We start from the raw sequence: 13,709 nt of genomic DNA on the forward strand, positions 1-13,709 counted from the left end.
CAATCTCATTATCTAGCGATGATACAAACAAACGATTTAAAAACTCTATCAACACACGTAGTTTTTAGGGTCTGCTTAACAATACAAACTACGACTACCTGTTTGGTTTAAATTTCTGTATGCGTATTATATGGCGTATCAGTGCGTCTTGCTACTCTTAACCACGCGCTTCTTGAACGATTATTAACATTAACTTCTGCTGCACTTGGCGCAATACGTTTCGGCTTACTAAAATAGCGCGGCCGCTGCGGTGGCATAGGTAAACACTGATCTTCTGGATACTGTCCACGACTGTGACGCTGAAAAAACTGCTTTATGCGCCTGTCTTCTAAAGAATGAAAGCTAATCACTGCCAAATAGCCGTCCGTCGCGAGCAGCGGCAGGCTTTGTTCTAAAAAACTATCAATATCACCAAGCTCATTGTTAATAAAAATTCGCATGGCCTGAAAGCTTTGGGTGGCAGGATGTTTGCCTTTTTGCCATTTTGGGTGCGCCTGTTTGATCACCTCGGCAAGCTCAAGCGTCGACGTATAGCTATCCATATGTTTAATGGCCCGTGCGATACGCCGACTGTGGCGCTCTTCACCAAAATCATAAAGTACGTTTGCTAAGGTTTCCTCATCGACCGTTTCAAGCCATTCTCCTACCGACTGGCCTTGGCTCGTGTCCATGCGCATATCGATAGCGCCATCTCGCATAAAGCTAAAGCCGCGACTGCCATCATCTAACTGCGGAGACGATACCCCTAAATCTGCCAAAATACCATTAACTTGATTGACGCCATGTCGCTGCAAACAGTGGGTCATATTGGCAAAGCTATTATGAACCACCACCACCCGATTATCCACTTGTGCCAGCTGGTTTGCTACTTCAATGGCTTGCGGATCTTTATCAAAAACTAATAGCGTCGCATCTTCGCTTAAATAATTGAGCAATAGCTTACTATGACCACCTCGACCGAATGTCGCATCCACAAAAATACCAGAATGCATGGGCGTATCTTCATGTAGCGCTGTCTCCCCTATTACTGCGGCCACAGTTTCGTATAATAGCACTGTTTCATGGCTAAACTGCGCGGTTCTAGGATTGGCGTTAATGGGTTTGGATGAGTGCATGGTGATCTGATCAGCTCGCTGTAGGCTTGATATAAGCAGTATTTAATAGAGAGATTAAAAGTTATAAAAAATCATTAGTGTTTATACGTCTATACGACGTTTTTATATATTATTGGACATTTATGGACGTATTGGACAGTTACAATGGCCAATAGCAATTATTATAAGTGAATAGTTTAAATTATAGTTTCTATTATAAGTTTCTATTTCTACTTTATGTTTTTAGCAACCAAACTATTCATTATGGCAAGCTTACTCTACATGTCAAGGACAGCAATATAAGTTAACTTAAAATATAGTTTTCATTATTGTTTAAGTTTGCGAATCCAATTAGTGACACGCCGTCAACATAGGGCTTAAAAGCTTGAAATCAAACCTGCTATAATAGGCAAAACAACAATTAGGCATAAGCGCAATTACACATAAGCGCAATTTCATATAAGCACAATGAGACATAAGCACAACGTAATCGCTTACGTCTGCTTACTATACCGCCCCTAATCTAAATCTCGCAAATTTATACTCCCTAACCTCCAATAAAAGCTAAGAGAATTTTTATGACACAATCTGCCTCTAATCGCCCTATTAGAACCCGTATTGCACCCTCGCCTACAGGCTTTCCTCATGTTGGAACTGCCTATATTGCTTTGTTTAATTTAGCATTTGCTAAAGCTAACGGTGGCGAATTTATTTTGCGTATTGAGGATACAGATCAAAGCCGCTCCACCGAACAATCAGAAAAAATGATTTTAGATGCGCTGCGCTGGACAGGTCTTGACTGGGCAGAAGGTCCCGATATTGGCGGTCCTCATGCGCCTTATCGTCAAAGTGAACGTACTGATATCTACAAAAAATACGCTCAAGAGCTGCTCGATAAAGGTCATGCATTTCGCTGCTTTGCCACTGCCGAAGAGCTCGATGAGATGCGTAAAGAACAAATCGCCCGTGGTGAAAACCCACATTACGACGGCCGCTATGCACATCTACCCAGAGAGGAGTCTGACAAAATGGCTGCCGAGGGCAAGCCTTTTGTTATTCGTATGAAAGTGCCTACAGATGGTGTCTGTAAGGTTCAAGACATGCTACGTGGCGAAGTCGATATCCCTTGGGAGCAAGTAGATATGCAAGTGCTTCTAAAAACAGATGGATTGCCCACCTACCATCTTGCAAACGTGGTAGATGACCATTTAATGGAAATCACTCACGTCATCAGGGGTGAAGAATGGCTTAACTCAGCACCTAAGCACCAGCTGTTATATGACTATTTTGGTTGGGAGATGCCAACGCTATGTCATATGCCCCTACTACGTAATCCTGATAAATCCAAACTATCAAAACGCAAAAACCCAACGTCGATCACTTATTATCGTGATGCCGGTGTGTTGCCAGAAGCGCTACTAAACTATTTAGGGCGTATGGGCTATTCTATGCCAAATGAAGAGGAGCAGTTTACGCTTGATGAAATGATAGATAGCTTTGATATAAAGCGTGTTTCACTGGGCGGGCCTATCTTCGATATTGAAAAACTAAACTGGCTTAATGCAGAATACCTGCGTGAATTGTCGCCTGAGGCGCTTAAACATAAAATCTTAGACTGGGCGAATGATTCTGATAAATTAACCGCCATCGCCGCTGCCATTCAACCGCGTATTCATTTGTTATCTGATGCGGTAAATTGGGGCGGCTTTTATTTCCAAAATCTACCCGATATTGCCTTAGAAGATTTTGAACATAAGACATTGACACCTGAGCAAATTATGGAAATTTTGCAATTAGCGACATGGAAGTTAGAAGCGCTACCCGAATGGACAGAAGACAATATCTTTAAAACCCTTAAAGGTTTGAGCGGTGCCTTAGAAATTAAACTGCGTGACATGATGGCGCCTTTCTTTATCGCCATCGCAGGTAGCACCTCCTCTACGCCGGTCATGAACTCAATGTACATTATTGGCGCAGACATGACCTTAACTCGCTTACGTCACGCCGTTGAAGTACTAGGCGGCCTCGGTAAGAAAAAACTTAAAAAACTTGAAAAACGCGCCAGTGAGTTACCTGACTTTTTAGCGGAGTAATGCTGACTGAGTAAGCTTTGTGTTTGACTTTATGGTTTAGACTTATGGTTTAGACTGATGGTTTAGACTTGTATTTAAGACTTTGTCTTCTAAACTTTGTAGGATTAGAATTACCATTTGATCGATCATACATACAATATAGTTAGCGAAATACTAAACGGTTACGGTGTTAACCCCGGTCGCCTTACTATAATAGTACTTGCACTAAGTTGACTTGTAACCATTTTATGTTTCTTTGACTATAGCTTATCTTTATAAGCTTATTTAGCACAATCTTATTCAACCCTGCGCATGGGACGTACATAGTGTGTCCCTTGTTTAGGTTTAATATTTCCTGAATTAAAATAAACCGTTAGCGGTGTGCCATCAACATCGCGGCTGCTGGACCAATAACCATGGAACATGGCCTCTTGAGTATTCGGGAAAACATTACTCTTGATCGCCGGTTGGATATAACCACTGGTGCAGCCCATTTCCACCTCTGCTGACTCTCCGGAGGTCAGCGGTATGGTGTAGCTTGAGTCATACCCTTCACTACAATAAATCAGCGACTGTAATGCCTCTATATTAGGCAGCTCCCATTCATATAATCCGACATAACTTACTTTATTAAGCTGTTCGACCCGCTGCCCAGCTTCTTCTAAAGTTAAGGTCTTACCACTACCTTGGCACGTATTACCATCCCATTCTTGTCCTAAGGTACAGCGCATCCACATTATGCCCGTCTTCTCATCGATGACTACACCATTATCATAAGCCGTATACTGATCAATTTTGGTTGAAGGACTGTTTGGCTCAACAGGTTCAGGTTCAGGTTCTGGTTCTGGATTAGGTTCAGCAGCCTTATCCTCATCTTCATTTGGCACCTGTGACTCAGTGGTATCAGGCTTTAAGACGATATAAGGCAAAGCAAACTGTACGATACCTAAAATACCGACAATGATACCAATGATCCAAAAAGCACTTTGTAGCCTTGCTTCGCCTCGCTGCTTATCGTTAGGGCACTTATTTACGTCGTACATGACACCTTCTTATCGTTGATCACAGTATTCTATATTACAGTATATAAAAACAGGTTTAAACTCTGCAGTTGAGCTATTTGATCTATAAAGTTAATAAGATAATGTGGGTTGATTTACTCACATATCTTTAGATACTTCGCTACCACGGTATCCATACCCTGCTGGATACATTCAACCGTAAAGGCATGCCCAATAGACACCTCTGCCACCTCACCTAATGTTAAAAAGGTCGTCAAATTATCTAGATTTAGGTCATGACCTGCATTGACTCTAAGGCCATTTTGATTACCCAGCGCAATGCTCTGTTGATACTTATTTTTGATGGTATCATAATCACCGCTAGCATGCTGGCGCGCCCACTCTTCGGTGTATATCTCTACTGCCGTAAGCTCACTGTCTATCGCCGCTTGAATTTGGTTTAGATCAGGATCAACAAATACCGCACAGCGTACACCGATTGCGCTAAGCTCTTGGCTAAGCTTAGATAAAAATGTTTTGTGCTGGATAATATCATAACCATGATCTGAGGTGAGCTGATCGACACTGTCGGGCACTAGGGTACATTGATGCGGTTTGAGCTCTTTAATCATGGCCAAAAACGTGGCGTTCGGATTGCCCTCTACATTAAGCTCAATATCAGGATAATCTGCTAAGTGCGCTTTGATATCATAAACATCTTGATAGCGTATATGACGTTCATCTGGCCTTGGATGCACTGTAAACCCTTTGACTCCTAGATCTATCAGCTTTTGCACAAAATACAGCAAATTGGGATAATCTGTGCCTCTAGAATTACGAATTAATGCAAGCTTATTTAAATTGACGCTAAACAAGGTGCTCATACCGTCTCCACGTATGTCGTATAGTTATTATAAAATAGTTATTATTAGAAAAAATAAATGGATTTAACGAGGTTTGTGACATAACAATTAATGTTTTATAAAACCTAAATCGTTTGACAGTTTAAACTATGTTATAACAAATCATTATATAATTATGTATATTAACTGATAAAATAATGCTAGATATTAGGGTCTGTTGAACATTCAAATATGTAACTGGCGGCGGTAATTTTTTAGGCAATATGCAGGGAAATTTTAGACACTTAGTTATTCTAACTTATAACTATTATTCATAAACAGTCACCATATATTGATAAAAAATAGCCTCTGCCAGTTCCATGAATCAATTCTATACAGCCCCTAGTATGTCTTAATTTAAATTTGTCCTTGTAAACCTCATATCAATAGTATCTGAACATTTAAGCACTTGTGAAACAAGTAAAACATTATGAATACTATAAATAATCAACGCGATGAACTAAAAAAACTTACTATTACTCATCCTCGTAGTGTAGAGCATCTGGTTGTGGGTAACGATACGCAAGATGGTGCTGGCGTTAAGCTTACGCGAGTACTGACACAAGACTTACAGCAGCGTCTTGATCCGTATTTAATGTTAGATAATTTTAAAAGTGACAATCCTAATGATTATATTGCTGGGTTTCCCAATCATCCGCATCGAGGGTTTGAGACGATTACTTATATGATTAGTGGACGTATGCGCCATAAAGACAGTGCGGGAAATGAAGGCCTGCTTGAAAAGGGCGGCGTCCAATGGATGACCGCGGGTAAAGGGGTTATACACTCAGAAACTCCCGAACAAGAAGATGGCGTTATGGAAGGCTTTCAGCTATGGCTAAACTTGCCTGCAAAAGATAAAATGAATGACCCGTGGTACAAAGACTTTCAAAATGCAGACTTACCCAAGTTTACAACCGATGCAGGCGTAAAGGTCACCGTTATTGCTGGAGAGTCTCATGGCGTTACAGGTGCAGTAACTCGGAAAATTACCCAGCCGACTTACTTAGACATCCACCTGCCTGCAGGTACAAGCTTTAGCCATCTTATACCGACTACTCATAATGCATTTGTCTTTGTATATCGTGGAATTTCTCGCATTAATGAGCAGTTAATACCACTTAAAAACATGGCAATTTTACAAAATGATATGCATGCAGATGGTGTGGTAATTGAAGCAAATGACAATACGGATACCCGAGTAATATTGGTCACAGGTAAACCGCTAAATGAACCCATTGTTCAATACGGTCCATTTGTGATGAATAATAAACAACAGATCATGCAAGCAGTCAACGACTTTCAACAAGGACGGTTTGGAGAAGGTGCTTAGGATTCAATTTTAGATTCTTTAATAGCCAAACAGATTAAATTAGAATCAATTTAAAAAAACGCTTGACAACCTAGCCCTTCTTACATAAAATACGCCCACTCTTGACAAGGGGCTATAGCTCAGTTGGTAGAGCACTTGCATGGCATGCAAGGGGTCAACGGTTCGACTCCGTTTAGCTCCACCAATTCTTATCGCTAAGAATTTTGTTAAAAGTATTCGTTGTATTACCCGTTGATTCGCTCATATCTTTTGGATATAATGCTGCATCAACAGCACCAACGTAAGCACCTAGGCAATGCTCATTTAGTTATAAATGTTAGCACCTTACGTTGTAAAATATTTCATGTTTACATGATATTGTGTCCCGTTCGTCTAGAGGCCTAGGACCCCGCCCTTTCACGGCGGTAACAGGGGTTCGAATCCCCTACGGGATACCACCTATTCTGTTTGTGTTTATCTAGTATAAATATAAACAACTAAACCTCCAATCAAATTGATTGGAGGTTTTTTTATGCGAGATTGTTCTGACTATCGATCAGCTAACTTATCCGTTATATTCAAAGCGTTGTATGTCAAAACACTTTAACATTTAAAATAACTAATGCTTAAAGTGATTTAAAGTTCTCCATAAATATCCCAAAACATATCTAATTTATACCTAACATAACATTATATTTACATTAAGCGCAGTTGGTATACATTTCTTGGCATATCCTTACTAAACTATATTTCTTTTCTCGTTATCTATTGATAACATTCGCAATTATAGATATATGGGTTTGTGCGCTCGTTACCTTGACTCTGTATTGATTAATCTATACATATTAATTTTTAAGTCATTTAGACGACGCATAAGTTTAATAATTTTAAGATTAATTTTAGAAGAGATATTGCGGTCTGCTATTTATAAGAATCTTATATTAAATTAATTCTTTGAATAGTTCCAATATAACAAATCTCTTTATTAATTCAATTAAAAGGATAATAAAAATGACACCTTCATATCGTCCTCAAAGACGCCCATCATGGCGTGGCGTAATTGCAGGTCTCTTAATGGGACTGATTGTGGTTATGGCTATGGTTGCTTTAGCCTTAGTATTAAGTTCATTCTTACCCTTTAGCTTGCAAGGTACAAGTATAGCGGCTGGTATATATGCTGCTATCACGGCATTAGTCAGCGCTTATGTCGCTGGTTATTTCGCGGTAAAATACTCAGCACCAGAAGCTTTATTTGGTGATGGCACTGAGATTGATCCAAAAGATGCCACATTGACCGGCATGCTAACTGCTGCCACTATGGTAGTCTTAACCTCAGTAATGGCGCTAAATGGCGCAACTAACATCATTTCATCAACAACTAGTGCTGTCGGTAGTACGGTAAGCTCTGTTGCTAGCACTGCAGCAACTGCGACTGGTGGCGTTGCTACTGCTGTCGGTACTGCAGCTCAGCAATCTGATGTTAACGTTCAACAAGAAGCGCAAAACATCTATAACCGTTTAACGGGTGATATTAGTCGTAGCGATGTTGAAGGCTGGTTGGCCAAAAACACGCAAGGTTTAGATCAAGAACAGATCAATGCTTCGACAACAGTTATTGCAAACTTAGTAAATGAGCAAAAAGCAGAAGTTCAGTCGCTTGATTTCACTAATCTTGAAACGTGGAAGAACCTTAACGATATTGCTAAAAATCGTTTGAATGACATTCAGCAAACACTTGAAAGTCAAGAAATTATTAACCGTCTTCAAGCTGCCGGTCTTTCTGAAGCTGAAGCACAACAGGTTCGTACAGAAGTTGTGGCGTCATACAATGACTACAAAACTCAGACTCAAGACATGATTATGACTGCTGAACAAAAAGCGAATCAAGCATTAAACACTGCCGAAGATTATGCACGTAAAGCAGCGTTATACTCAGGGCTGTTTTGGTTAATCAGTACTCTATTGACATTCATCGCAAGTACTATGGGTGCTCGTAATGCTGCAGCTAACTATCGCTTAGATAAGCCTATCATTACTTTAGGTGACAATGTACGCTAAGCCATAGACGATATTCAAAGAAATCTAAAATGGTTACAAGGTAACCGAGTGCAAGTACTACTATAGTAGGCTGAAGGAGGTTAACACTGTAACCGTTTAGTATTTCGTTGAATATAAATTTAAAATTGTTAGTTTGATTGTCTAGTAATAATATAAAATAAGCGCTCAGTTAGAGCGCTTATTTTTTTAGTTTAATTTAGTCCAATCTAATACCGATAATGGCTGGAATACCTTGACGTACCACTTCAATAGTTACTACCCCTTCATCAGGCAACTGCTTAAGTGCGGATACAAAGTCATCAATACTATTAATAGACTTTTGATGGAAATTGGTAATTAAATCACCTGGTCTTAGACCTGCACGTGCTGCAAGCCCTGTAGGATCAACCTCAGTAATTAGCACCCCGCCACTACCAAGCTGCGCTTGATTCTCTTTAGATAATGCCTGTATACGTAAGCCCAAACGAACTTGAGGAGTATTAGCTTGCGCCATACTATCTTCACTCATATCAGTTGGCGCCGCTTTGAGTACACCACTTGCACTAAGCTGTTTTCCTTTACGAATTAATTTTGCATTAAATCTATCATTGGGTTTAGCACGGTTAATAATATTAATCACATCGTTCGACTCTAATACCGTACGCCCATTAAACTCGGTGATAATATCACCGGCTTTAAATCCTGCGGCTTCGGCAGGCGAGTCAGGAGTCACCTTAATGAGTAAAGCACCCTGCGGTTTAGCTAAACCATAGGCTTCTGCTAGATTACGGTCGATATCTTGTGGGAATATGCCCAAATAAGCACGTATAACCTCGCCATTGTTTTTGAGCTGCTTATAAATATCCATAGCCTCATTAATGGGTATGGAAAACGACAGTCCCATATAGCCACCTGTACCGCTAAATATTCGTGAGTTAATCCCAATAACTTCACCACGGCGGTTAAATAAAGGTCCGCCTGAGTTACCTGGATTTAACGCCACATCGGTCTGTATAAAAGGGACACTGGTCTCACGAGAGAAATTTCGCGACTTCGCGCTAACGATACCTGCTGATGCCGAATAATCAAACCCAAATGGTGATCCAATGGCCAGAACAGGCTCGCCAACTCTGACTTTACTAGAATCGCCTGTGGGTATCTTGTAGTAAGGTTTTATTGGATTCTCTTTAACCTTTAACACCGCCACATCTGAGCGTTCGTCGCTACCTACTAACGTGGCATCAAGTTCGGTGCGATCGTTTAAACTGACGGTAATATTATCGGCGCCTGCGATAACATGATGGTTGGTCAATATATATCCATCGGTAGTCACAAAAAAGCCAGTACCATAACTATATTCAATAGCAGGTGCCGTTTGAGCGCCTGGTATGCGAACTCTATCGCCAAAAAATTGACGTAGCAATTCGGCAGTTTGTGCTTTAGCAAGCTCTTCTTGGCTAACTTGTTTGGTGACGTTGATACGCACCACACTTGGAGATACTTGTTCGACCAGCTCAGAGAAGTCTGTTGCTATTACGGCTGCTTGCGCAGAATTCGAGACTAAGGGCGTTAGCGTTAACGCTGCCGTACCGATTAATCCTGATCCTATCACGCCGGTACCTATTAAACCTGAACTGCTCATGGCGAGTAATGAGCTCACACTTATGGCTTTGAACAGGCGTTGGCTATTGTATGCCATTGCGTTTAATAAAGAAGGGGGACGTTTGGTAGGTGCCTGTGACGCTTGCGTTATGCATACGCGATGCTGTTTAGGCATGTTATGTTTGATAGCTGTCTCCTTAAGCATAAAGTTGGTTTTTTTCATTATAATTTCTCCGCCCTAGATTAGCGCCGATATTTCATGTTATGTAAATAAAGGATCGAGAAAAGGGGTAGTGATTTTACTTTACCTTATAGTATGTATGTTTCGTGATATAATAAACTACGTATAATTTTGGTATTAAAGTACGCTGCCTCATCATTATGACGCTTAACTCTATCCTAAATCCTAAAAATAATAATATTTATTGTGATTCACATAATATTAAGCTTACGAAAAATATTAAGCTTAATTAAATATTTAATGGTTTGATAACCATTTATAGACAGCTATCTATTATAGACAGCCATCAAGAAGGATAGTTCTCAAAGTGAGGTTCGTGGGTGCAAAATAAAGATAGGCTTTGATAACCTATTAAAATTAACGTTCGCTTTTATACTATTTAATTAAATCCATTAATATAAGAGCTACTCAATTAATAGCAATGTACGTAAAAGCTAACTATATAGAAGCAAACTTTGTAAATGTTGTTTTTATAATAGATATTTTATTTTAGCCATTTTATAAAATAGCAACGTAAATAAACGTTAAGTAGATGAACGTTATTTTAAAAAAACGTTATCTTAATTCAACAGAATTAAATGTTCATATATTAAACTAAGTAACGCAAAACGCATTAAACTTAATTACATTTTGTTATAGCCTAGTCATTACTAGGCTTTTTTTTACACCGTGTACCCTTTTTGAATTAACGTGTAGCCCTAATATAGAATCACTATTGAACAACTGTCTGGGTGTATCGTAGTTAATGGCGTTAACAATACGTTGTTTTATAATCAAAAATCAAAATTGCAATCCTGAGCATACGCTTAATTGACACTAGACGATATCGTGATGATGTCTTGATAACAAAAGGAAAATTTCATGGATACCGCCTTACTCTTATCTGGCGTGGTTGGGCTTGGCATTGCCGCTCAGTGGCTTGCTTGGTACTTGAAACAACCGTCTATTCTATTTTTACTACTTATTGGTATTCTTGTTGGACCAGTGATGGGGTACTTAAACCCGGATGAGGTGCTTGGCGACTTATTGTTTCCTTTTATCTCGTTAGGTGTCGCCATTATCTTATTTGAAGGCTCACTGACCTTAGAGTTTGACGAGATCAAACAGCACGGTAAAGTTGTACAAATGCTGGTATCCGTTGGTGTCTTGATAACCATAGCCGTCGTCGCTTTATCTACCTATATCCTATTTGACGTTGATCCTTTAATTGCACTGTTATTTGGCTCGCTAGTGTGTGTCACTGGTCCTACTGTTATCATGCCGCTACTGCGCAGTGTACGCCCCAACAAAACCATCTCAAATATCTTGAAGTGGGAAGGTATCATCATTGATCCAGTGGGTGCTATTGCCGTTGTTTTAGTATACGAATACATCATATCTGGTGGTGAAGCCAATAGTATCTTCTTGTTTGCCGAAATAGTCATTATCGCTACTATTATTGGTATGTTTGGTGCTTTTGTATTAGCAAACTTAATCAAACGTCATATGATTCCAGAGTTTTTACATAATGTATTTACGCTGGCATTTGTGTTGTTATTATTCTCTATCTCCAACCATTTCGAGCACGAGTCAGGGCTACTGGCTGTGACCGTCATGGGTGTTGCTTTAGCCAACTGGAAAGACTTCCCGCGTGATCAGATTCTCGAATTTAATGAATCATTAACCGTATTATTAATCTCGGTGCTATTCATTGTATTGGCCGCGCGTGTGCAGCTAGAGAGTCTACTAAGTGTTGGGTTTAGCGGGCTTGTCTTACTGGCTATCGTTATGTTTGTGGCGCGCCCCCTATCCGTTTGGGCATCGTCAATGGGCTCCAATCTTAAAACCAATGAGAAGCTGATGATTAGCTGGATTGGGCCACGCGGTATTGTTGCCGCAGCAATCTCCTCACTATTCGCCATTCGTTTGGAAGAATATGACATTGTGGGAGTCGAGTTATTAGTCCCTCTTGTGTTTATGGTGATTATCGGTACGGTGCTAATCCAAGGCTTGGGAGCGAAGATGGTCGGCAACCTATTGGGGGTACGTGAACCTGCAAGCAATGGCGTGCTCGTTGTTGGCTCAAACCCTGTGGCATTAAAAGTCGCCGAATCTCTACAAGATCAGGGATTCGATGTTTTAGTTGCGCACAATAACTACACCAATATCGCCAAAGCGCGTATGGCGGGGCTACGCACCTACTTTGGCAATCCAATATCAGACCATGCAGAGCGTTATTTAGACTTAATTGGCATTGGGCACCTATTCGCAATGAGTGTGGACAAAGAGATGAATACTTTGTCTGAAATACACTATCGTCACGAATTTGGAGATCAAAAGATTTATCGGTTAAAGTTTAGTGAAGATAAAACAAAAACAGAACGTGATAAAAAACGCTCTCACTTTGAGTCTCGTTGGTTGTTCGGTAAAGATGTGACTTACACTAAGATGGCCAGTATGCTATCTAAAAAAGCGCGTATCAAAATAACTAATATTACCGATAGCTACAGCTATAGCCAATATAGAGCTGACAACAAGCAGTTTGTTCCGCTATATACGGTGGACAAAGAAGGCCGTCTAAGCGTTATTACAGACAGCTTTGATAACAATATACCTCGTGATCATAAATTAGTCGCTTTGGTCATTGAGGATGAGGTGCAGCCGAAGGAAGTCGACGTCACTGAAAAACAAAACGAAGCGCGTGCGCGTGCAGACTCTCAGTTTGAAGCTACCTCTAAGTCGCCAGAAAAACGTAAGGAGAAAATCTTAACGGACGACGTTCGTGATCCCATGTACGATGACACTCAAAAATCAAAATCGGCAGACGCTTCCAAAACGGCTGAAACGACTAAAGCGTCTAAAGCACTTAAAACGCATGGCACGCAAGGAACGTATAGTACAGATAAAAACAAAGCGGCAAACAAATCTGAAATTAAGGCCGAATCTAATGTCGTGACGCCTGCGCCAGCTACCAAACTTGAAGAAGATCTTGCTAATCAGCTTGAAAAATCGATTGAAAAGCATGCTGAAAATCCGAACAAGCTGACTAAATCACAAAGGTCTTTGAAATCTAAGTCATTAGAATCTCAAGAAAATGGTAACTCTCAAGCGCCAAAACAAGCAGACGGCTCATTAGACCCTCAACGTTTGCCAGATACTCAAGCTCGTAAGACAGAAGCTGACAAGAAGTCTAACGATTAGACTCTTGCTTCTGTTGTTACCGCTGATTTGAGACTAACGCTAAGATTAGAGCGTGTGAAACATTCAAATATTAGGACTGCTGATAGCTATCAATTGATCCAAGCTGTGTTCCAAACTAGGCGTTAATCGACGATAATGCCCGAAGCGTATTGGACCTTAGCTAGATTAACAACAACGTTTAGGGCGATTTTAGCATCAGCTCTGTGAACGGTTCTCGAGCAAAGCACTGCTTTGCCCGTCCGCAAGGCGAGAGCTGTACTCGAGAGGG

Annotated in this window: 8 protein-coding genes and 2 tRNA genes; 6 read left to right on the plus strand and 4 right to left on the minus strand. The window is 40.4% G+C overall.

What is annotated here, in order from left to right; all coding sequences use genetic code 11:
- Window positions 1-107: 107 nt before the first annotated feature.
- Window positions 108-1,115: a 16S rRNA (cytosine(1402)-N(4))-methyltransferase RsmH gene (gene rsmH, locus AC2SLP_RS03000; protein WP_486535155.1), complete on the minus strand. Its 1,008-nt coding sequence runs from the start codon at window positions 1,113-1,115 to the stop codon at window positions 108-110.
- A gap of 557 nt (window positions 1,116-1,672) precedes the next feature.
- Between rsmH and gltX the strand changes: the two genes are divergently transcribed.
- Entirely contained in the window at window positions 1,673-3,187 is a 1,515-nt protein-coding gene (gene gltX / locus AC2SLP_RS03005; RefSeq protein WP_486535156.1) for a glutamate--tRNA ligase, read from the plus strand.
- 275 nt (window positions 3,188-3,462) lie between these two features.
- On the opposite strand, the gene AC2SLP_RS03010 is transcribed toward gltX, so the two are convergent.
- The gene (locus AC2SLP_RS03010) at window positions 3,463-4,209 is read right to left on the minus strand and encodes an Lcl C-terminal domain-containing protein (protein WP_486535157.1); all 747 of its coding nucleotides are present in this window, start codon (window positions 4,207-4,209) and stop codon (window positions 3,463-3,465) included.
- Window positions 4,210-4,322: 113 nt separating this feature from the next.
- Complete coding sequence (locus AC2SLP_RS03015) at window positions 4,323-5,051, minus strand: pyridoxine 5'-phosphate synthase (protein ID WP_486535158.1); 729 nt, start codon at window positions 5,049-5,051, stop codon at window positions 4,323-4,325.
- Window positions 5,052-5,499: 448 nt separating this feature from the next.
- On the opposite strand from AC2SLP_RS03015, the gene AC2SLP_RS03020 reads away from it, so the two are divergent.
- The 4 genes from AC2SLP_RS03020 (at window position 5,500) to AC2SLP_RS03035 (ending at window position 8,439) form a co-directional block, all read left to right on the plus strand.
- Entirely contained in the window at window positions 5,500-6,402 is a 903-nt protein-coding gene (locus AC2SLP_RS03020) for a pirin family protein (RefSeq protein WP_486535159.1), read from the plus strand.
- A 108-nt stretch (window positions 6,403-6,510) separates the two neighbouring features.
- A tRNA-Ala gene (locus tag AC2SLP_RS03025) sits at window positions 6,511-6,586 on the plus strand.
- 177 nt (window positions 6,587-6,763) lie between these two features.
- Window positions 6,764-6,839 (plus strand) — tRNA-Glu (locus AC2SLP_RS03030).
- A gap of 553 nt (window positions 6,840-7,392) precedes the next feature.
- Complete coding sequence (locus AC2SLP_RS03035) at window positions 7,393-8,439, plus strand: hypothetical protein (protein ID WP_486535160.1); 1,047 nt, start codon at window positions 7,393-7,395, stop codon at window positions 8,437-8,439.
- A 196-nt stretch (window positions 8,440-8,635) separates the two neighbouring features.
- Here AC2SLP_RS03035 and AC2SLP_RS03040 read toward each other — a convergent pair whose 3' ends face one another.
- Window positions 8,636-10,060: a Do family serine endopeptidase gene (locus AC2SLP_RS03040; RefSeq protein ID WP_486535262.1), complete on the minus strand. Its 1,425-nt coding sequence runs from the start codon at window positions 10,058-10,060 to the stop codon at window positions 8,636-8,638.
- A gap of 1,062 nt (window positions 10,061-11,122) precedes the next feature.
- Between AC2SLP_RS03040 and AC2SLP_RS03045 the strand changes: the two genes are divergently transcribed.
- Window positions 11,123-13,441: a cation:proton antiporter domain-containing protein gene (locus AC2SLP_RS03045; protein ID WP_486535161.1), complete on the plus strand. Its 2,319-nt coding sequence runs from the start codon at window positions 11,123-11,125 to the stop codon at window positions 13,439-13,441.
- The last annotated feature ends 268 nt before the right edge of the window (window positions 13,442-13,709 follow it).

It is taken from the genome of Psychrobacter sp. CX21, from assembly GCF_057396255.1.